The 20,187-nt window shown below is 45.1% G+C and carries 18 protein-coding genes; 8 read left to right on the forward strand and 10 right to left on the reverse strand.

Annotated features, from left to right (window positions below; all coding sequences use genetic code 11):
- Window positions 1-57 precede the first annotated feature (57 nt).
- Both alr and QUB37_RS01980 read right to left on the reverse strand, forming a co-directional pair.
- The gene (gene alr / locus QUB37_RS01975) at window positions 58-1,260 is read right to left on the reverse strand and encodes an alanine racemase (protein ID WP_333158595.1); all 1,203 of its coding nucleotides are present in this window, start codon (window positions 1,258-1,260) and stop codon (window positions 58-60) included.
- 110 nt (window positions 1,261-1,370) lie between these two features.
- On the reverse strand, window positions 1,371-2,666 hold the full coding sequence (locus QUB37_RS01980) for a transposase (RefSeq protein ID WP_333158597.1): 1,296 nt from the start codon (window positions 2,664-2,666) through the stop codon (window positions 1,371-1,373).
- A gap of 421 nt (window positions 2,667-3,087) precedes the next feature.
- On the opposite strand from QUB37_RS01980, the gene QUB37_RS01985 reads away from it, so the two are divergent.
- The gene (locus tag QUB37_RS01985; protein ID WP_333158599.1) at window positions 3,088-4,668 is read left to right on the forward strand and encodes a peptidoglycan-binding protein; all 1,581 of its coding nucleotides are present in this window, start codon (window positions 3,088-3,090) and stop codon (window positions 4,666-4,668) included.
- Between the two features lie 96 nt (window positions 4,669-4,764).
- Here the strand turns inward: QUB37_RS01985 and QUB37_RS01990 are convergent, their stop codons facing one another.
- The 3 genes from QUB37_RS01990 to QUB37_RS02000 form a co-directional block, all read right to left on the reverse strand.
- Window positions 4,765-5,799 carry an S-layer homology domain-containing protein gene (locus QUB37_RS01990; protein WP_333158601.1) on the reverse strand — a complete coding sequence of 345 codons (1,035 nt, stop codon included), beginning with the start codon at window positions 5,797-5,799 and terminating at the stop codon, window positions 4,765-4,767.
- Between the two features lie 77 nt (window positions 5,800-5,876).
- Window positions 5,877-7,310, reverse strand: a complete 1,434-nt coding sequence (locus QUB37_RS01995; RefSeq protein ID WP_333158603.1) for a DUF3370 domain-containing protein — start codon at window positions 7,308-7,310, stop codon at window positions 5,877-5,879.
- Window positions 7,311-7,322: 12 nt separating this feature from the next.
- On the reverse strand, window positions 7,323-8,207 hold the full coding sequence (locus QUB37_RS02000; protein ID WP_333158605.1) for a Uma2 family endonuclease: 885 nt from the start codon (window positions 8,205-8,207) through the stop codon (window positions 7,323-7,325).
- Between the two features lie 208 nt (window positions 8,208-8,415).
- Between QUB37_RS02000 and QUB37_RS02005 the strand changes: the two genes are divergently transcribed.
- From QUB37_RS02005 to QUB37_RS02015, 3 genes are read left to right on the forward strand one after another with little or no spacing between them, the layout of a single operon-like run.
- Complete coding sequence (locus tag QUB37_RS02005) at window positions 8,416-8,658, forward strand: addiction module protein (protein WP_333158608.1); 243 nt, start codon at window positions 8,416-8,418, stop codon at window positions 8,656-8,658.
- Window positions 8,659-8,681: 23 nt separating this feature from the next.
- Window positions 8,682-10,913, forward strand: a complete 2,232-nt coding sequence (locus QUB37_RS02010) for a KAP family NTPase (RefSeq protein ID WP_333158609.1) — start codon at window positions 8,682-8,684, stop codon at window positions 10,911-10,913.
- Window positions 10,914-10,958: 45 nt separating this feature from the next.
- Window positions 10,959-11,333: a transcriptional regulator gene (locus QUB37_RS02015; RefSeq protein WP_333158611.1), complete on the forward strand. Its 375-nt coding sequence runs from the start codon at window positions 10,959-10,961 to the stop codon at window positions 11,331-11,333.
- A gap of 97 nt (window positions 11,334-11,430) precedes the next feature.
- Here QUB37_RS02015 and QUB37_RS02020 read toward each other — a convergent pair whose 3' ends face one another.
- The 3 genes from QUB37_RS02020 to QUB37_RS02030 form a co-directional block, all read right to left on the reverse strand.
- The gene (locus QUB37_RS02020; RefSeq protein WP_333158910.1) at window positions 11,431-12,315 is read right to left on the reverse strand and encodes a hypothetical protein; all 885 of its coding nucleotides are present in this window, start codon (window positions 12,313-12,315) and stop codon (window positions 11,431-11,433) included.
- Window positions 12,316-12,441: 126 nt separating this feature from the next.
- Window positions 12,442-13,047, reverse strand: a complete 606-nt coding sequence (locus QUB37_RS02025) for a DUF1517 domain-containing protein (RefSeq protein ID WP_333158613.1) — start codon at window positions 13,045-13,047, stop codon at window positions 12,442-12,444.
- A gap of 467 nt (window positions 13,048-13,514) precedes the next feature.
- Window positions 13,515-14,060, reverse strand: a complete 546-nt coding sequence (locus QUB37_RS02030; protein WP_333158615.1) for a hypothetical protein — start codon at window positions 14,058-14,060, stop codon at window positions 13,515-13,517.
- 357 nt (window positions 14,061-14,417) lie between these two features.
- On the opposite strand from QUB37_RS02030, the gene rfbB reads away from it, so the two are divergent.
- From rfbB to hpsJ-A, 4 genes are all read left to right on the forward strand, one after another.
- Window positions 14,418-15,524: a dTDP-glucose 4,6-dehydratase gene (gene rfbB / locus QUB37_RS02035; protein WP_190735191.1), complete on the forward strand. Its 1,107-nt coding sequence runs from the start codon at window positions 14,418-14,420 to the stop codon at window positions 15,522-15,524.
- Window positions 15,525-15,910: 386 nt separating this feature from the next.
- Window positions 15,911-16,762 (forward strand): cyanoexosortase A, encoded by an 852-nt coding sequence (gene crtA / locus QUB37_RS02040; RefSeq protein ID WP_333158617.1) that lies wholly within the window; start codon window positions 15,911-15,913, stop codon window positions 16,760-16,762.
- Window positions 16,762-17,430, forward strand: coding sequence for a cyanoexosortase A system-associated protein (locus tag QUB37_RS02045; RefSeq protein WP_333158619.1), 669 nt, complete (start codon window positions 16,762-16,764; stop codon window positions 17,428-17,430). Before crtA ends, QUB37_RS02045 begins: the two co-directional genes overlap by 1 nt.
- A gap of 178 nt (window positions 17,431-17,608) precedes the next feature.
- Window positions 17,609-18,286 carry an HpsJ-like protein, cyanoexosortase A-associated gene (gene hpsJ-A, locus QUB37_RS02050; protein ID WP_333069035.1) on the forward strand — a complete coding sequence of 226 codons (678 nt, stop codon included), beginning with the start codon at window positions 17,609-17,611 and terminating at the stop codon, window positions 18,284-18,286.
- A gap of 315 nt (window positions 18,287-18,601) precedes the next feature.
- Here hpsJ-A and QUB37_RS02055 read toward each other — a convergent pair whose 3' ends face one another.
- Window positions 18,602-19,243: a cofactor assembly of complex C subunit B gene (locus QUB37_RS02055; protein WP_333158621.1), complete on the reverse strand. Its 642-nt coding sequence runs from the start codon at window positions 19,241-19,243 to the stop codon at window positions 18,602-18,604.
- Between the two features lie 118 nt (window positions 19,244-19,361).
- Window positions 19,362-20,093, reverse strand: coding sequence for a response regulator transcription factor RpaB (rpaB, locus tag QUB37_RS02060; protein ID WP_071587789.1), 732 nt, complete (start codon window positions 20,091-20,093; stop codon window positions 19,362-19,364).
- Window positions 20,094-20,187 lie beyond the last annotated feature (94 nt).

The following is a 20,187-nucleotide window of genomic DNA, read 5'->3' on the forward strand; positions in this document are numbered from 1 at the left end:
TCGGTTTCAACCGACTTTAGCTATGAGGCAGGGGTTTAAACCCCTGCCGGACTATTGTTAATAGTGTACTGCTACGCGGGGCAATCGGTGTTTAAAACCGCAGAGAATTTCCCACGAAATAGTTCCTAAAGTCGCGGCCCAATCGTCAGCAGTAATTTGATATTCCCCATCTTTGCCCAACAGCGTCACCACTTCACCGACTTCTAAATCTGGAATGTCAGTTACATCCAGCATTAACTGATCCATCGTCACCGCGCCCACTTGCCGCACGAATTGACCCCTGACTAAAACCTGCATTTTATTAGAAAGATTGCGCGGAATACCATCTGCATAGCCGATACCAATTACGGCAATCTGTGTCTGCCGCTGAGCTATAAATTGATAGCCGTAACTGACGCCGGTTCCTGCTTCAATTGTTTTCACCTGCGTTACCCTAGCTTTTACCTGCATTGCGGGCTTCAAATTGGATCTCGACTGTAAGTGAGGTGCTGGATAAAGACCGTAGGTAGCTAAACCGACTCGCACTAAATCGTAGTGCAAATCCGGGTCAGCGAGGGCGGCAGCAGAGTTTGCCAAGTGGAGGCGAGGAGGGTTAATTCCTACTATTTTAATTTGCTCGATCGCCTGTTGAAACCGCTGGTGCTGCTCTCTCATAACTGCGGGATCTGGACTGTCGGCTGTCGCCAAGTGAGAGTAAATACTGGCTAATTTTAAATTGGGCAACCGCTTGACTAATTGCACAAATTCTGTAGCTTCCTGCCAGGGTGTACCCAAGCGAGACATTCCCGTATCCAACTTAGCGTGAACTGGCAAAGATTGGTTGATATCGGCGAGAACTTCCGAAAAAATTAGGGCTTGTTTGGCAGTACAAATAGTGGGCTGCAAGTGCCAATGGGCGATCGCCTTTACCTGTGGGGCTGTATGGGTTGCCCCCAACAGCAAAATCGGCGCTTCTATCCCAGCTTCTCGCAATTCTATTCCTTCGGGAATTGTCGCCACTCCCAGCCAACTAGCACCTGCTTGCAATGCTGTTTGACTGACTGCAACAGCACCGTGCCCGTAAGCATCGGCTTTCACAACTGCCATCAGTTCTGTGTGGGTAGATAAGAGCTTTTTAAGCTGTTTTATATTGTGAGTTAAAGCTGCTAAATCGATTTCTACCCAAGCCCGCTGGCAAAGTCCCCCGTCACCGTCCCACAGCAACGTCTGACGGGATTGTTTTGTCGGTGATTCTGCGGTTGTTTGTTCCCCACTCCACATTGTCGATCGCTCCTACTTGCTTACACCATTAAAAACTGCTCTAAAAACTGCTAGGATATTTTACCCTAAGTTTGATTTTGACACTCCCCGGTCTGAAGACACGGGGATTATTAAGGACAAACTTTGGGGGATGAATCCACCCAAAGTTTGATTCTTAAAGGGTTTGTCAGCAAGCCACTACCCACTCGCTCAACAATTGAGTCTATGGCTACATTTGATTTTCGGATGATATTGGCAGCACCATTTACATCTGCATTCAGTATTAATCCGCTCGCCGAACGGTACAAACCTCTTTTGATTCTTTTACCTGATGGTTGCCAATTGTCAGGTTTTTCACCAACTTTCACTGGCAGAAAATCTCGGTCTAAAAAGCTGGCTTTTGAAGTGTAAGATTCATCCTGTTCTACAAATCTCCATCCTAGAGAGTCGCATTCTTGTTGTAATCTTTCTTTGACTTTAGCTGTCGGTATTTGGACAAAGTTCTGATTAGTTTTTCCTCCCATATTGAGCTCTTGCTTCTGTCCTTTATTCCAACCAAATGCTATGACATTTATTTGGTGACTTTCGCAATAATCTATGATATTTCTGACAGCTTTATTAACCGCATCTCTCATTCTTCGGGCGCGACTTTCCGATAACTGTTGCAGTCTTTTTGACGAAAAACCTTGAGGTAGATTATGTCGGGAATGTTCTGATTGAACTCTGGCTTTTTGTTTGTTAAACTCTTGGTTCCAAGATTTCAGCTTATGACCATCAATAATAAATGGCTTACCATTGCTAGAAACACAAGTTAGCCAGTTGTTGATACCATGATCTATCCCCAGAATCCCTGTTACTTCCAGACTACAGCTAGGAGCTTGCTTGGTAAGAGATTCATGGACGTATTCAATCCAGACCTTACCATTTCTAGGGATTAACCTGAGTTCTTTAATCTGGCAACCCTTAAGCCTTTCTGGTAGTGGAATCCAGAGAGCATCTGTTCCGAAGTGTTCTTTCCCTTGCTTTCCTAGAGGGAGTCTTACCCTACTGCCGACTATTTTTAAGGCTTGTCCCGGATAGGAAACTTGGTACATACCGCCTTGGGTTCTGTACTTAGGCAATCTGGGTTTTTGATTGATTTCCCCTTTTTTGGCTAACCTTTCCAATGTTCGGAAAGAGCTGAAAGATTCAGCAACAGATTTAAGGGATTGTTGCGCGACTTGCGAGTAAAGTAAGCTGTAATTATCGTTAGTCTTGGCAATCCTGTACAAGTCGGGATATTTAACCGCACTTTTGTCTTTAAAGTATCGTTGCCGACTTTCGTAAGTCCCGACATTAAACAGATTGTTTGACCATCTCAGCAGTTGCTCTACAATGGATTTGTCGAATCCCTTTAAATGCCAGATATCTTTTTGTACTGCATACATTTGACTTTCACCTTCCTTGATTAATTTTACTGCATTTGGTAGTTGGGAAATTGGTAGGCAGGATAAATCCTGCGATGCCCTTTTATCCCTGGACTAAAGTCACAGGGTTTTCAGGGAGTTTGATTATAATATTTTTCCTTTAATCAATGTTATACAACTTTAAAAAAAGAATGCAACTGTAGGCAAGCTGCAAGCCCATATTGCATCAGTCAATCGATTTTAGATTTTAGATTTTCGATTGAAGCATTGACCCCACGGATAAATTCGGGGGTTCCTTTATCGGATACACGTTTTTTATTTCTGGACGGATCAATCCGGGGACTTGTATCCTGGATGCTTTCGGTCATTCGCCATCTAAAATCTAAAATCTAAAATGGTATTAACTGGTGTATCATAGCACCAAAAATACCCGGTAAAAACTATGGACGGACTAGCCTACCTACATTTAGCTAAAACTTGGGAAACTGCTGTGGGTCAGACTCGATCGACAAACTTGAAAACGCACCTAAAGTTAGCTTATACTCCTTTACTTTTCTTTACGATCGTTCTCACAATTTTCAATTTAGTCAATCCCGCACTCGCCATCAAAAAAGGTGATTCAGGCCCGGAAGTAGCCCAACTTCAGAAAACTCTACAAAACGCAGGCTATTTTCGCCGCCAGCCCACAGGATTTTACGGTTCTCTCACCCTGGCTGCAGTGAAAAAGTTTCAAGCAGACAATAATCTGAAAGTTGACGGAATTGTCGGCCCTAAAACCTTGTCAGCGCTCAAAGGTACGCCGGAAGATGCGAGTATTGAAGCTGCGGAAAAAATCGCGCCAAATGTCGATCGATCTTCGCCATCTCCTACCGCCACAGAAAACCAAAACGAACTCGAAGAGGAAACTCAAACTCAGGCCCAAGAGCCTCTTTTTCAAGAACCATCTTTGCCACCTTTTAAAACTGGGAATTCCGAGGGTCAAGGAAGTGAATTACCACCCACAAGGCTAGTAAATCCTCCCGACAACACTCAAGGAAAAATGACCTTGAAAAAAACAATTTACGGCAACATCTCGCCAAAATCAATAGTTTATTCGGGAGATGGCTTGTTTTTTGCTCAAAACATGATGTACCGCCACACAATCACAGTTTATGACAGGAACTTTAATTTAGTCAAGACTATTCCCGATACAGTAAACTTGTCGAAGTTCGGCTTTTCTAAATTCAAAGGCAATTATAAAGGTTCTCCCGTAGAAGCAGCTTTTTCAACCGATGGCAAATATGCCTACGTCTCCAACTACAAAATGTACGGTTCGGGGTTTAGCAATCCGGGAACCGACAGGTGTTCTCCAGCGGCAAAACACGACCAAAGTTTTCTTTACCGCATCAATACCCAAAATTTGCAAATAGAAAAGGTAATTCCTGTAGGTGCAGTTCCGAAATTCAATGCTGTTTCGCCTGACAATCGCTTCGCCCTCACTAGCAATTGGTGCAGTTGGGATTTGAGCGTAGTTGATATTAATAAAAATCTTGAAATCGAGCGAGTGAAACTGGGTGCATATCCTCGGGGTATTGTTGTTACTCCCGACTCAAAAAATGCCTATGTTGCCATCATGGGTTCTTCCAATATTGCGAAAGTCAATCTCATAGACTTTTCGGTAGAATGGCTGAGAAATATTGGCAATGCGCCGCGTCATTTGACGATCGATCCCAATGGAAAGTATCTTTATGCCACTTTAAATGGTGAAGGAAATGTGGCAAAAATTGACCTAAAAACGGGTAAAGTGGTGGACAAAGTTTCGACAGGAAAAGCACCTCGCAGCATGACAATTTCCGATCAGGGAAAACTGCTTTATGTGGTTAACTATTTCTCGAATACTGTTAGCAAAGTTAGGACGAGCGATATGAAAGTGCTGCAAACAGTGAAGGTTAATTCAAGTCCGATCGGGATTACTTACGATTCGGAAACAAATCAGGTTTGGGTAGCTTGCTATTCGGGCAGTATTATGGTGTTTCAAGATTAATTTAGCTGCTTCGTAGTTAGGGCTTCAGTCCTGACTACAAACAAGAGCGATTAAATGTTATTGTGGGGCGTTGCTCTGAGCAACGCCCCTAAAATCTTACTTGGACAACTTTGCAGGCTTCACAACATACTCAGAAGACTTAGCAGGCACTTGACCTCTTTTGGCCATAGCTTGGTAAATCATGGCTGCTACTTCAGCGCGAGTTGCAGTTCTATTTGGCTGCAAAAGTGCGCGCTTCGGGTGGTTGACAACAATGCCAGCTTCCGTGGCTGCTGCTACTTTGTTAACTGCCCATTTCGGCACTTTTGTCCTGTCTGTATAAAGTTGTAAAGTTTTGCTTGCTTTTGTTGATGGTTTTAGGCTCAAACCGCTCGCTAAAGCTGCGATTACTTCGACACGCGGAATCTGTTTTTCGGGACGGAACTCATTGTTTGGGTATCCTTTAAGATATCCAGTTTTGACGGTGTGGTCGATCGCAGGAGCGACAGGACTCTTGTCTTTTACGTCTTTAAAATCAATTGGTTTTCGGATCGGCTTTTTGTCGTCGGACATTCGCTGAATCAAGCGCGCTAGTTCGGCTCGCGTCATCGGTTCGTCGGGACGAAATTTGCTGTCGGTGAAATCAGTAAAGATTTTGCGATCGACTAAAGCGACAATGAACGGACGCGCCCAATATTTGTCTGGAACATCGGAGAATATAACGGGCCCAACTTTGGGTTTATCGGCTTTGGGTTTATCGGCTTTGGGTTGGGTAATTGCTGGATTGGGAGTCGATGGCGCAATTGGCTTGGGAGGAACAACGATTACACCCACGGGAGGAGTTTGGGGTAAAATCGGCCCTAAAGGTGCCACAGGTGTGACTTCCCGTTGTGAGGGAATGATAGTTGTAGCGGGCGATCGCAAATCCGAATTTGGGGATTCTGGCGTTAATAATCCCGGACTCGCAGGAGTAACAGCAGGCTGAGAGAAAACGGCTGGAAATTGCCAATTTCTGGCATTCAATCGATCGGGATTTTTACCTGTTACCCAAAATAAAATTGCTCCCATCGTGCCGAAGGCAACCAAGATAGCAATCAATTCATCCAATCCTAGAGGATTTCTTTCCCCTGACGGGGGTTGTGAAGAAGACATATTGTCACCTACATATCACTGTAGAAATTAAATCACATATTTTTTGGGTCTGGGGGAAACAGAGAATGCTAAATCAACTATTCCAAAGTTCTCACTGTCAATACTTGCGGCGGCGTGGAATCGGGAGGATAAATAAAATCAACTTTTACCGATCGCGTTTCTGTCGCAGCTAACCTCAACTTTACCATCGGTTCCACAACTTGACCGAAACGGTGCCACAAATGCACGTAGCGAGTTACATCGTAACCTCCATCATCTCGGTAGCGCAGCCGCACAGTACCTCGAAAATAGGGAAAATCTAGGGGAGGTTGGCGAAATCGCAATCCATTTTTTGAGAGTCGATCTTCTTTTAAAGGCGTTTCCAAACTCACCGCTACCGTTTGCGGTTTTTGGGCAGTGTTATGCAGTGGCAAAATCAGATTGTAGTGTACGCCGTAATTGCCGTGGGCTTCGTAAGCGGTGTCGGGATAGCGCGCCAGCATTTTTCCTGCTTGCACTTGTTGGGTTCCCAAAGTGCCCCCGCGCAAGGTAGAGATCGCATAGGATATCGCTTTTCCAGTCTGGGGAATTGCCAGATTTTTAGAATCGCGATCGACTAATTCCGCTTCCCATCCCGAACCTTGCTGCACCCCTGCGACGCGGCCGTAAATCAGGCTTCCCGAAGTCGCGTCGGGGGGAGTCGGGGTTTTGTCGCGGGGGCCTGCCAAACCGCCATTATTCAGCAATTGCTGCCATTCTTCCAGAGTTGGCGCGCGTTGGCGCAGCCCTCGAAGAGGATCGCCCCCATCAGCATTTTCAGGTGCATACATTGCCAAAGTAGCGGCATAAACCTTGCCGCTACTTTTGAGCCGCACAAAGGTAGAACGACCATTTATCGGCTTTTCCAGACCCCGCACGGGAATGGGGCGATTCATCAACAATGCGGTTTCTCCCGGTGGAATGAGCAGTTTTTCGGGAAAATCCGGCTGCCGCATTCCCCGCAAAACGTTATCGACAGCGCGAATCCCAGGGCCGGAATATACTTCGCCGTTGGGACTCTCACTTAGTGCTGGCTTTTGTTTGAACGGCGCGTCCGGTTCCATCAGGTAACTGGCAGCCTGCAACACTTCCACCGTCACGGGTTCGGAGCCGGGATTGTAGAGCAAAGCTGCGATATACAAAGTGCGTAGATTTGCTGGAGTGTGAGAAAAGTGGTGAGCAAACAGGTTAAATTGCCCTTGAAAGGCGAAGTTAAGGTGAGCTGCGGGGACTTTTTTGCCGTCTGGGGGAAAGGTTGAGAGCAAAATGCCTTCTTTTTTGACCCATTCGGGACTGTTGCTGTTGAAGAGGGGGATGCTGTCGAGTTTTCCGGGGAGCGATCGCACTTCGGCATCTAGTACAATTTCCTCTGGTGCTGGTTTTGCGGGAACAGATTGTACGGGTTTTTTGACGTACAACAATCCGCCGACTGCACAAAGGACGATCGTAGAAATACCAGCAATTCGAGAAAAGAGATTTGGTTTCTCAATCATGAAAGTTAACTGTCAACACAATCTCTGTACATCTTCCACCGACAGCGACAGCGCCTGAGCCACTTGCTCTACGGTTAAACCCATTGCCAGCAGTTGGGGAATCGCATCCCGTTGGGTTTGTTCGGCGCGATCGGCCCGCTCTCGCTCTGCTTCAGCCCGCTCTCGCTCTGCTTCAGCGCGTTGGCGTTCCTGTTCGGTATGGAGGCGTTCGAGTCTAGCTTGTTCGCTACCAGTTAACAACAAATTACCCTCATTATCCCACCAACGCAACCATCGCTGATGCTGATTTTGATAGCTACCTTCCCACACACCTAACTCTACTCCCATCAAGTCGATGGGATAATGTCCGCGATCGTTCGGTTGCAAACGGCGATAACGAGTATTCACCCAGTTATAGACTTCCAATTCGCTCGTTTTAATGATGTATATCGCATAGTAAGGAATGTGAATAATCTGCTCGTATACCCAAAACTTTCCGGGTTTCTGGTTGACACCTTCTGGTAAGCGAGATAAGGGAGTATTGTTTCGTTCTTCAGAGCCATTACCACTAGCAAATTCGATCGCAATCAATGGCACAATATACTCGCGCCAAATCACGTAAGAGCGCCGAATTTCCCCATCTATTAGGGGCGGAACGTTGGGAACGTAGAACCAGTCAGGCGCTTCGGCTCCCTTTTCTGGAGGGTCGGTTTCGCGCCAGTAGATGCCACAATCTTGCCCTATAGCATATTGTCCGTCCGGGTGGAGGGTTTGCAGTGTGGTTTCCAGGGAGTCGGTGAGTAGGATACTCTGGGGATGTTCTTGGAAGTTTTTCACAAACGTGCCGTCGGAGTCAGGTAGTTGGGTGTGATCGGGAAAAGCGGGAGGTAAGGTTGTGGGGTTGAGGCTTTGGGTCATGTCAGCTATCCGATGGTGAAAGGACAGATGCTTTATTAATTAAAGCATAGCGATTGTTGATTGAGGGAGTTTATACTGTTTGATAAACTGTTTCTCGCTCACTGTTCGATAGTCGCGATCGCGAACCACATCAACCCCGGATCAATGACCTTCTATTGGTCTAAAATCTGTTACATTACGATCGTAATTAAGCATTTGGCCAAGAGCTATGCGGTCAATTGAACAACTAACAGAAGAGCTTTTATCTCTGCCTAGTGCATCAAGAGCACTTTTGGCAGAAAAACTCGCAGAAAGTTTAGAATTCGATATCGACCAAATGATTCAGGCAGCTTGGACAACTGAGGCTCATAGACGGCGTAACGAGATCCAAAGCGATGCTGTGCAAGCAATTACGGGGGATGAAGCCTTAGCTCAAGTAAGGCCATTAGTGTTAGACTTTGAAGTAGTATGAAAAAGTTTTTCAAGAGGTTGTTTGTGAATAATCAACAGCATCAAGATAAAGTAAATGCGCTTGCACCCGATTCAAATGTTCTGGAGCCAAAGGATATCTATACCATTGATGCTCCTGTTAATAACCCGGAACAAGACAAGTTTAAGCGCTGGCCTTTTTCCCAAAGAGTTGCACAAACGATTGCTTCTCGAAGCGCTCCAAGCAGCATTGTTATAGGAATTTATGGCCCTTGGGGTGACGGTAAAACAACAGTTCTTAATTTTATTAAAAGGAAACTTAAAGAATCGGATGAAATCATTTGTGTCAAATTTAATCCTTGGCGATTTACTGATGAAGCCAGTTTGATCAAAGGATTTATTCAAGCATTGGCGGAAGCACTTGGAAAATCTATAGATTCCTACCCAGAAAAGGTAGGCAAATGGCTTGACAAGCGTTTAGGTAGACTTGGACTGACTGGGTTCAGTTTCAATCTTCCTGGTTTTCGATTTAATCCTAGTCAAAGTATTCAGGGACTTTCATCTGTTGAACTAGAGGAATGGAAAAAGAGAATCGAGAACCTTCTTAAAGATGAGGGGAAGCGTGTAGTTGTTCTAATGGATGATATAGACAGGCTTGAGAAGAACGAGATTCAAGCTGTATTTAAACTTGTCAAATTATCGGCGGATTTTGACTATACAGCCTATGTTTTAGCCTTTGATGAGGAGATGGTAGCTTCTGCTCTTAGTGAAAGGTATGGCTCTGGAGATATTAAGGCAGGAAGAAATTTTTTAGAAAAGATAATTCAGGTTCCGTTAAACTTACCCAAGGCTGATCGAGTAGCTTTGCTTGAATATTGTATGGTAGGAATAGAAGAGGTTCTCAAAGATGCAAATATTCAAATTTCTGAGCAACAATTTCGATATCACTTCCTTAATCATTTCATTGACGGTTTAGAGATACGGGTTAAAACACCGAGAATGGTAAAACGCTATATAAATGCCCTTGCGTTTTCTCTACCTATATTGAAAGGAGAAGTTAATTATCCGGATTTAATGCTGATTGAGGGAATGAGACTATTCTATCCAGCATTATATGATGTCGTTAAAAACAATCATGATATTTTCTCAAGCTCACCGTTTACTTATAATCGTAAAGATTACAAACAGCGCAGTCTTGAAATTATAGACAAGGGGATTCAGGGTTTAACTACTGATGAAGGAAAATCTGCTAAAAATCTCTTGAAAGCTTTGTTTCCCAATCTAAAACAGAGTGGTATACTTGGCAATATTAATTATCTTTCTAGTGGTTGGAGAGGAGAATGGGATATAGAGCAAAGAGCCTCTTCTTCTCACTATTTTTCTCGATTTTTCTCCTACTCAATCTCAGATCAGGATATTTCCGATCAAGAACTTACGTCCTTTCTATCTCAGATACAGGATAACTCTGTTGAAACGACTATATCGAACATCCATCAAATTGTTGGAGAGCAACGAGCCGACCTATTTATCCTGAAGCTAAATAGTATAATAGAAAAGCTTTCTTCGTCAAGTTCCCAAAATCTGGCTCTTGCAATTTCTATGAGTGGAGATATTTTTTCAAAGGAGAAGACTTTTTGGAGGAGATCTTTGTCTAGTGCTGAGATACTGATCGGCAAACTTGTTAAAAATATTTCGGACGATCAAATAAAAGTGAACGTTGCAAAGCAAATAGTTTTACATGCAAACCCTATTGAATTTGCAATTGAATGCTTTAGATGTCTGGTTCCACTTAAAGAAGGAGAGGAAATAGAACAGCCTCTTTCTGTCGATCAAGAGCGTATTATCGGTGAAGCTTTCAGTCAGAAAATTCAAGAAATATCTCAAACATCTCCCCTCTATCTTCAATTTCCTGAAGATTCTACCAGCTTATTCTTATTGGATGTATGGTCTCATTGGGGAGATAAAGAGGAAGTAAAACAGTATCTTTTAAAAGCCTTAACTCAGAATCCTGAAACTGTCGTTGAATTTCTGAAATGTTATCTGCCGACACAGTGGAGTTCAGCATATTATGGATTGCGTAAAGGGGATTTTGAACGAAATCAATATAATAGCTTAGCTGAATATATAGAGCCTAGTCTCATATATCAGTTCCTTCGGAAGATATATGGCTCAAGTCTAGATAATCCAGAATACTACGATTCAAATAATCAGCAGCGATCCTTGGACGAAAAAGTTGTAAATCAGTTTGCTTTTATTCACCAAGTTGTAATCAAAGAGGTTGGCAGTAGTAACAATTAATCCAATTCGTGAAGAGAATACGTTATAATTAGTTATGGTGAATATATGGAATTGCGCCCAATTAGAAAGGAAACCGACTATCAGGAAGCCCTTCGAGAAATCGAGTTACTGTTTAATGCAGCCCCAAACACCCCTGAGTACGATCGATTAGATGTACTCAGCACCTTAGTGGAAGCCTACGAGAAGAAACACATTCCGATCGCAATCCCCGATCCGATCGAAGCGATTGATTATTACATGGAAACTCGCGGATGGTCTCGGATCGATTTAGAGTCATGTCTCAGTAGTCGGGCTAGGGTATCCGAGGTTTTATCTCGTAAACGTTCCTTGACATTGGAGATGATTCGGAAGTTGAATCAAGAACTGGGGATTCCCGCTGAAATTCTCAAACCGTATAAGTCGGTAAAAATCCCCGCGTAACAATATAACTCGATCGACCTTGGTAGTTGTAGGGTGTCTCGCTGCAGGAAACTTCCCACTAAGGCGCAGATATTCGATGGCGATGCACCCTACATTCTTAACGCCTTCTGCCACTCCCAAAAGACCGACTCCTACTCGGTTGACGAGAATTCCTGCCACTCCCAAAACTCGGACTCCGCCTTTGCTGCCGGGAATTTGAGTTGGGCGATCGCCTCAAAGTGCTGCCACCGTAACCCGAACCGGTCGCTCGATTGCCATTTGGCCGTGCTGAGGGTCTTACTGGCTGGTTATATGTGGGCGATCGCAAGCGGCCGGTCGTCCTTAAAACTTGACGGTTTCTCACAGCAGGAGGCGGAGTTTGGTACCGAGTTTGATACTGCTGAACAGCTTGGCCGTAAGTATTACCATACCCGCCATATCCTGTCATAATCCCCGGCTGATAGACTGGCGGCATATAATATCGCGGTCTAAATAACAAACTGCCGATCGCCTGACCGGCTACAGCCCCAGCAAACGGTGCCCAGAAGCCCGATTGCTGCCGTACCACTACGGTTTGTGGCTGACCTGTCTGAGGATTAGGAACAGTTTCGGTAACGTTGTGAACGTACTCAATTTTAAAATCTTCTGTCAAATGCAAAACCGCTTGATTGTTATCCAAATTTAGATAACTTTTCTTGCCTGCCGATATTTCTTCATCCGTTAAGCGAGCCATTTGCAAATCCCTAGTGCGGTAAACTGGAGGACTGCCGGGGGGAGTATTCAGCAACATTAAACTGTATTCGCCATCAGCATCGTCGTAGGTAGCTTGCTGTACAGGATATTGGCCTTGAGCCAAGTTATTGTTTGGTGCAGGGCGCACTGTGTTAATATTCGGATTTCCCGTAGGATTTGTATAAGTTTGTGTGCGAGGAGAACCGCAGCCGGTTGCCGTCCACAAAAAAGTTAAAGTCATTAAATAAATTGTCAGTTTTCGCAGCATCATAAATAGTAATTGGGAATTGGGCATTGGGCATCGGGCATCGCGCATTGGTAGCAAATAACCCTTCGACTCCGCTCTGGGCACCGCCAATAACTAATAACTAATAACTAATAACTAATTACTCCTTCCTTAAAGGGGAATCAGTTCGGGGAAATTGACCAACACTTGGTCGTTGGTAAGTTCGTCTCCCAACTGTGCGGGAGAAAAGTGAACTTGCACAGCTCGGAGCCTTTCTTGGTAATGTAAATTAATCAGGGCTTTTAAACCGACTTTCAGCGCGCTGATGTCAGCGAGGTCAGTTTCTAGGGCAGGAACTTCGCCTTCATACGCAACTGTCAGCATCACGACGATATTTCTAGTTACCGGCAAAGACAAGGGGGAATTTTTATCATAAACAGATGTGCTGTATTGAGGCTCGCTGAGATAGCGATCGGCTGAATCAATGAAAAGTTCATCCACATAATCGCCGGCTTCGCCTTCATTCCAAAAAACATCGCCTTCATTGGCGGCTGATTGCCAGTAGTTGTCGTACTGCAACAGGTGATTGCAAATTTCTACAAGACCTTCTCCTAAAACTGCTAGCTTGCCATCGGCATCAATTGCTTGTCTGGCGGTGCGGTTGAGAACTCCTAACAGCGGTGCAACTTCTTCGCCTGTTAGGTGAACGAACACCCGGCAAACTGCCAATCTAGTTTGACCTGTAAATTGATTGAATCGATCGCGCCAAGCATTCATAATAACCTATAGTTGTCATCTGTAGGGCTATATTTCCCACCATAGCAGGGGATTTGAACTCTTGCCGTCTACCCTCAGATTGATCTGAAGAGTATTTTTAGCGATCGCCTCGACCGCCTACTCTCTCGCTTTGACTCATCTAATTTTATAGCAGTTTTCAATCCGCTCAAATACAGTTCAAATACAGTAGGAAAACCGCACAGCCTTGTCCTGACGGAGAGCAGCGACTTTTAATAATTGCTATGAGATTGATGATGATAGCAAGAGTTTTTTTTAATTGATATTAATTCGGCACTTTTTTGCTTCGCAGGAATATGATATTGTGTGCTATCGATTCATATGTCTATTGTTTGCAGTGCTTGGCGATCGCAATGACAAGAAATTGTAGGCTAGATAATTTCCACTCAAAAAACCTCCAATCTGGGAAGATTGGAGGTGCGCTAAGCGAATACTTTGGTTTGAGATAACTATTTGACGATCGCGCTTTGGACTTGTTCGATCGCAATTTCAGAACTCAACTCGGCAACTGGCGAAACTGGTAAATCCAGCTCACCACCCGGAGCTTCTGGGTGTTCGCGAACGGCTGCAACCGCGTCTGCTGACTCAGCTACAGCACCCGCCGCCGCCAAATCGAGCAAGGCCGGAACTTCCATGTGTCCAGAAACACCTGCATCTGCGATCAGATCGATCGACTCTTCAAAAACTTCAAAATTATCGGTCATCGCAGCGCAAGCAGCAGAAGCGCGCTTGCCGGCGCGGTAGCTCATGTAGGCCGCACCTGCACCCCCAAGCCCAGCCAAACCGAGGAAACCGAGAGCTGCTGTTTTGTAGGATTTCCACGGATTCATGCGCTCCGAGCCGCCAGAACCTAGGAGGGTTGTTGCAGAACCAGATTTCGCCGCCCCAGATTTGCTGTAGGAACAGGGGAAAGCAGATGCAGCGTCACCTATGGCTATGCTGCTTGCGATCGCGACGACGGAAGCAATGCCAGCTAACACTTGAAACTTCTTCATGGTGCTCTGGAGATTGTAAAGGATAATTAAAAAATTAATGGTAACAGCTCTTTACAAATGTATCAACTCTGCGCGCCGCCGATATCGCGGATCGATCGCAAAAGTCAGCTATAGCCTCACCCAATTCAAATTTAAAATTGCCCGCCTAAATATCTAGAATGTTTGCTCTCTAAGCGTTTGGGCTAACAGAACGGTAGAAGTTCAAGTTTTGTGAACCAATACTGTGATCGCGCCCAAATTAGAAAATCTGAGGTGAGACAGTAGAAAATTTAATTACAGAGCCGCAAACACTTGGTGACAAACTACTTTTAAGGCTACTTTTGTAAAGGCTTAGTTATTGGAATAACTCTTATTTTTATGACAGACAACGCGACTCAAGGCATTGAGCGAGCCCCTCGCCGATTGTTGGTGACGGGCGGGGCTGGATTTATCGGCTCGAATTTTGTGCATCACTGGTGCAGCAGCTATCCGGGCGATCGAGTAGTGGTACTCGACGCTTTAACCTACGCCGGAAACCGACAAACCCTGGCAACTTTGGAAGGAGGAGAAAATTTTCGGTTTGTGCAGGGGGATATTTGCGATCGTACCTTAGTCGATACCTTGCTCAAAGAAGAAAACATCACCACAGTCGCGCACTTTGCCGCAGAATCCCACGTTGACAGGTCAATTATCGGGCCTGCAGCCTTTGTTCAAACAAACGTTGTCGGAACCTTCACACTTTTAGAAGCCTTCCGCAAGCATTTTGAAGCAATTGATGAGGCATCTCTCAAAGCACAAATGCGCTTCCTCCACGTTTCTACCGACGAAGTTTACGGCAGTCTCGGCCCCGATGACCCAGCCTTCACAGAAACAACTGCCTACTCGCCGAACAGCCCCTACTCAGCCTCCAAAGCTGGCAGCGACCACCTCGCCCGCGCCTATTTCCACACCTACGGCGTCCCGACAATTATCACCAACTGCTCAAACAATTACGGCCCCTATCACTTCCCAGAAAAGCTCATTCCATTAATGTGCATCAATATGCTATTGGGCAAACCGCTGCCAGTATACGGCGACGGTCAAAACGTGCGAGATTGGCTCTACGTTCTCGACCACTGCCGCGCTTTAGATGCCGTTATTCACCGTGGTCAGCCTGGGGAAACCTACAATGTTGGCGGCAACAACGAGGTAAAAAATCTCGATTTAGTCAAAATGCTGTGTCAGCTAATGGATGAATTAGCTTCTGATTTACCCGCCCGTCCTTGCGAACAATTGATCACATTTGTCAAAGACAGAGCCGGGCACGATCGGCGTTATGCTATTGATGCCACCAAAATTAAAACAGAGTTAGGTTGGACTCCCTCAGTAACAGTTGAAGAAGGTTTGCGACAGACTGTAGAATGGTACTTAGCCCATCGGGAGTGGTGGGAACCCCTGCTTTCGGAGGAATATCAAACTTACTACCGGAAAGTCTACTCTAACTAATCTACTCCTGGACGCACGGGCTACCACAAACCCGCACCAGTAAAAAACTGGTTTTCCAGCTCAAGAGTGCGTCCAGAAAGGTTTCTGTCTTGCCTCCAAGCTTTACATTTAAACTCTCGCCGCAGAAACCGGGTTAGAGAAAGGAAAATCTTTCGTTAAGTGCGATCGATCCGAGTTAAAAAACCTGTTTTCTTTGGTCTTTGCTCCTAACTTCAGAATTAATTGGGTGCAGGTAAGTATCACACACATTCGCCATTGTCAATCATTGTGAAGATTTAGTGAAAAATCATCCCAAACGCATAAATTTAAGTGTTTGTAGCTGATAATTTTAATAGAGTTACAAGCTTAAGCATTTTAGAAGCTTTTAGGAAAAACAAAAAGCAGCAATGACCGAAATAAACTCGCTCAAGCACATCCAAGAACCTAAATACTGGCTGTTAGGCATCGCCTCCGGTTTGATTGCCCTACACCTAACTCTAACTTCCAGAACAAACGACACAGACCTGTTCGGTACAATGTTACTGTTTTGGGGAGTCGTAGCATTTCTAATTTGGGAAAGGCACGAATCCTTAAATTTTGAAAGCGGAGTCTTCGCCAGCTTCTTTGGGACAGCGTTAATTGCTTTAATATTGCTCAAAAGTTCCTCGATATCGGGATACGACTTTTTTATCAGAGCAACGCCTTTTTTGTCTGGAATCAGTCTCGCATTGCTGGCTTCCGGCACAAAAGGACTCAAACAATATTGGCAGGAACTTCTAATTCTTGGCTATACAGCTATTCCTCCAGGATTGATCGGAGTATTCGTTGATGTTGCCCTATTAACAGCAAAATTTTCAGCTTTCCTCCTCCACTATCTAGGATTTGAAGTGGTGCGAAAAGGGGTTTTTCTCATCCTGGAAAAGGGCAGCGTGGAAGTATATCACGGCTGTTCCGGCGTAAATGCGATGCTACAATTGTTAGGACTAGCTCTGGTTTTCTTACTGATGTTTCCTACCACTACGGGTCAGAAAATTGTATTGCCATTCGTGGCCATAATTACTGCATTTCTAGTTAATGCCGCGCGAGTTGGTCTCCTGGCCGTGCTGGTATCGCTATCTCAATCCGAAGCATTTAAATACTGGCACGAAGGAAATGGTTCGGTAATATTTTCGATGATTGCTGTATTTATTTTCGGGCTATTCTGCTGGTTTGCAATTTTGAAAGACCAACCCCCAAATCAGGAAGGACAGAATTGCTAATGGCTATTACCTCTTGGAAACCACTGAGGCTTTCCCTGTTGGCTGTTACTTTGGGAGGGGTTTTGTTGGTTGCCGGAAAACTGGTTTTCTATCCATCGGACGGCAAGAATGTGGCAACCCCGTTTGAGTTTCCCGAGTCGGTGCCTCTAGCCGATTGGGAACTAAAAAAGAGCGCGCCTCTGGAAATTAGCGACAATTCAGAATTCAAAGCTGCCAGGAAATATGAATATCAAAAAAATAGCAGGGCTCTAGAAATAGAGATGCGCTATGCGGTAGACACCATTGGGGATGTGCAAGGTATGATGAAGGGACATACAGTTCTCAAGTCGTCTCCTGGTAAACTAGCATTGGCAAACACTCAAGGCGCGGGGTTTCACGGAATTTTGCAACAGCAAAATCGACTGTATTTGAGTTCGTGTATCAATCCTAATGGCAGTCCTACAGTAACTTCCCAACAGTTTAGATATAATCGAAATACTCGTGATTGGCAGCCAAACCGTATTCTGTTTTGGTTGTTGGGTAGGGGAAATATTCAAGACCGACGCTGTTTGTGGACTCAGATGTCTGTGCCTTTGGATAAAACAACTCCAGAAGATGCCAAAAAAATTCTAGAGAATGCTTGGGTTTCTTGGTATGAGTGGTGGCAGCCGCGATTCCCCAAACCTTGACTCGATTCCGTCGATTTTAGCTTTTAGCTTTTAGCTTTTATATTTACTCCACAGGTGAATCGGGAAGCTGGAACAAGAGTCTAAAATGTTTGACTCTCCACGACTGTTGTCTGGGGCTTGTATCCGCTCTTGGGCGGGGTCAAGAGAGATTTTTCTTAACAACAACTCTGATTATTTTATGAATGACTTACAAGGCGAACAAGGTTTTTCTATCTACAGACTGCGTTGGATTGGCTACGGTCTATTAATTTTGTCTGTATTGGATACGATTGCAGTTCTTATACCAGCAAATTTTGGCAATCGCCTCTGGGAATTGCAAACGATTGGGGCTGTAGTGGAACGGGTGCCCGTTCCTTTACTGGCAATGGCGCTGATATTTTTTGGCGAAGGGTACGATCGCAGAGGTTTGGAAGAAGTTTTTTTGAAGGTTTTGTCTTGGGTTTGTCTGCTGCTAGGTCTGCTTTTCCTGTTGATGCTGCCTTTGGGAATTTTTGGCACTATCTATGTGAACAACCAAAACAACCAGCAAATTACTACTCAAGCAAACCAACAATTAGCTCAGTTGCAGCAGGTGGAAGATCGGCTAAAGAAGGGTAGTCCTGAAGATTTAAGGAATTTAGCGGGGGAACTTACTCGTTTGGGGGTACAAGCGGATACACAAAACCCACAGCAATTGAAAGAGCAAATTCTTTCGAGAATTACTCCGGCTAAGGAACGGTTACAGACGCAAAGTGCTGCGGTTCAGTCAAATCAGCGCGTGGGGTTATTTAAAAATGCTGTTAAGTGGCTGCTGGGCGCGCTGATTTCTAGTGTTTTGTTTTTTACGCTGTGGCGCGGTACTGACTGGGCTCGCTAGTAGTTTTGAGTTTTGAGTTGCGATTTTTGAGCTAGTAAGGTGCGCCTAGCGCACCCAAAGAGCGTTGTTGAGGACTAAGGTGCGCCCTGTGTACGCAGTCGGCTCAGGAGTGGTGAAGAAGACTCTCAAACCCTGCAAATTTTGTTGGGGGGAGCGCTCGCTCTTTTTCTTTTCAAAAGATATCGGTAATAAATCTTGTTTATTGCCGATAGCCAACACCTAGAATGAGGCAAATCCGTCGTTAGCGCAGCCCTGGAAGACGATCGCACGTTGAGAGGGCTGGCATTGTGCAATCTTATATCTTATATCTAAAATCTAAAATTGATTGATGGTATTTTCTAGTTTGTCGGCAATGCCTTCAACCCAGTTTTCATCTTGTTTGGTGTAGCTGCGGGGCGCGTTAGCACCTAAGATTAAAACGCCTTGGGTGCCAATCGGCTGACAAATGACTCCTTGAGTATTTTCTGGCAAATAGTCAAATTCAATTTTGCCGGGATAAATATTGAGATTTACTAAATAAATTGGTTTGTTTTTGTCGAACACTCGCTGCAAAATCGGCCCTGGTTTGACTTCGGGATTGAGGCCTAAAATGCCGCGCCGCAATAGGACTTTTCCCTGATACACAATTACGATCGACCTTGTGGCGGTATTTGTCAACAGCAAACGTGACGCCCAGGCTAATTCTATTTTCACAGCCTCCGGCAAATCCGGCGCAAATTCAAAACCTTCTTCGCCGATAAGTTTTACGGAATCGGGCGATCGCGCTTGCACCTGCTGCCACAGCAAACCTGTTAAAATCAGCAGAGCGCTGATAATTACTCCCAAAGCGTCCGATCGAGCTTGAGAATCTGTAATTTGCTCTGTCAGCAAGCGGTTGACCATTAGCAGCGTACCTGCTAACCCTCCTGCAACTAACGGCAATTGCCGCAAAACTTTATTGGGATCAGATTTAGTCATTAGTCATTAGTCATTAGTCATTAGTCATTAGTCATTAGTCATTAGTCATTAGTCATTGGTAATTGGTAGTTGGTAATTTAACTAATGCCAACTGCCAACTGCCAACTGCCAACTGACTTTATCCTACTTCTCCAATTTCGACAATTCGCTGGAACAGATAACCTGTGCCGCGGGCGGTGAGAATTAATTCGGGATTGCTGGGGTCGTCTTCCAACTTTGCCCTAAGCCGGGAGATGTGAACGTCAACTACGCGGGTGTCTACGTGGCGTTCAGGCGTGTATCCCCACACTTCCTGCAAAATTTCCGATCGCGAAAAAGGCTCTCCAGAACGGCTGACAAGCAGTTCTAACAGGCTGAATTCCATGCCCGTGAGGCGAATTCGTTCGTCGCCTTTGTAAACTTGGCGCTTGTTGGTGTCAATCCTGATATTGGTGACGTGGATGACTCCAGAACTGGGAATTCCCGATGCGCCGTTTTTGTCTACCCGGCGCAATACCGAACGGATACGGGCTTCTAGTTCTTTGGGAGAGAAGGGTTTGACGACGTAATCGTCGGCGCCCAATTCTAAACCGGTGATGCGATCGGCTACGTCTCCCAAAGCAGTTAGCATGATGATAGGCACGTCTGACTCTTTTCGCAACTCCTGACAGACGCCGTAACCGTCTAGCTTCGGCATCATCACGTCCAAAACCACTAAGTCGGGTTCGGTGTTGCGAAATGTTTCAAGAGCTTCTTCGCCGTCAGCAGCGGTGACGACATCGTAGCCAATCATGGAAAGGCGAGTCTCCAGAATGCGGCGGATACTGGCTTCGTCATCGACTACCAGAATTTTTTCTTTATGGTTTTCCAAGTTACCGAGCACTCCTTAAGTTACATTTCAGATAATGTTATTTTTTTGTACCCTATCATAGAAGACACAAATTGAATCATGGGCGGCGATCGGT

Origin of the sequence: Microcoleus sp. AT3-A2 (assembly GCF_036705685.1) — a bacterium.
GTDB lineage: Bacteria > Cyanobacteriota > Cyanobacteriia > Cyanobacteriales > Microcoleaceae > Microcoleus.

Bases quoted from the DNA above. Each gene is read 5' to 3' on its own strand.
- alr (WP_333158595.1), bottom strand. From the start codon at position 1,260: ATGTGGAGTGGGGAACAAACAACCGCAGAATCACCGACAAAACAATCC.
- QUB37_RS01980 (WP_333158597.1), bottom strand. From the start codon at position 2,666: ATGTATGCAGTACAAAAAGATATCTGGCATTTAAAGGGATTCGACAAA.
- QUB37_RS01985 (WP_333158599.1), top strand. From the start codon at position 3,088: ATGGACGGACTAGCCTACCTACATTTAGCTAAAACTTGGGAAACTGCT.
- QUB37_RS01990 (WP_333158601.1), bottom strand. From the start codon at position 5,799: ATGTCTTCTTCACAACCCCCGTCAGGGGAAAGAAATCCTCTAGGATTG.
- QUB37_RS01995 (WP_333158603.1), bottom strand. From the start codon at position 7,310: ATGATTGAGAAACCAAATCTCTTTTCTCGAATTGCTGGTATTTCTACG.
- QUB37_RS02000 (WP_333158605.1), bottom strand. From the start codon at position 8,207: ATGACCCAAAGCCTCAACCCCACAACCTTACCTCCCGCTTTTCCCGAT.
- QUB37_RS02005 (WP_333158608.1), top strand. From the start codon at position 8,416: ATGCGGTCAATTGAACAACTAACAGAAGAGCTTTTATCTCTGCCTAGT.
- QUB37_RS02015 (WP_333158611.1), top strand. From the start codon at position 10,959: ATGGAATTGCGCCCAATTAGAAAGGAAACCGACTATCAGGAAGCCCTT.
- QUB37_RS02020 (WP_333158910.1), bottom strand. From the start codon at position 12,315: ATGATGCTGCGAAAACTGACAATTTATTTAATGACTTTAACTTTTTTG.
- QUB37_RS02025 (WP_333158613.1), bottom strand. From the start codon at position 13,047: ATGAATGCTTGGCGCGATCGATTCAATCAATTTACAGGTCAAACTAGA.
- QUB37_RS02030 (WP_333158615.1), bottom strand. From the start codon at position 14,060: ATGAAGAAGTTTCAAGTGTTAGCTGGCATTGCTTCCGTCGTCGCGATC.
- rfbB (WP_190735191.1), top strand. From the start codon at position 14,418: ATGACAGACAACGCGACTCAAGGCATTGAGCGAGCCCCTCGCCGATTG.
- crtA (WP_333158617.1), top strand. From the start codon at position 15,911: ATGACCGAAATAAACTCGCTCAAGCACATCCAAGAACCTAAATACTGG.
- QUB37_RS02045 (WP_333158619.1), top strand. From the start codon at position 16,762: ATGGCTATTACCTCTTGGAAACCACTGAGGCTTTCCCTGTTGGCTGTT.
- hpsJ-A (WP_333069035.1), top strand. From the start codon at position 17,609: ATGAATGACTTACAAGGCGAACAAGGTTTTTCTATCTACAGACTGCGT.
- QUB37_RS02055 (WP_333158621.1), bottom strand. From the start codon at position 19,243: ATGACTAAATCTGATCCCAATAAAGTTTTGCGGCAATTGCCGTTAGTT.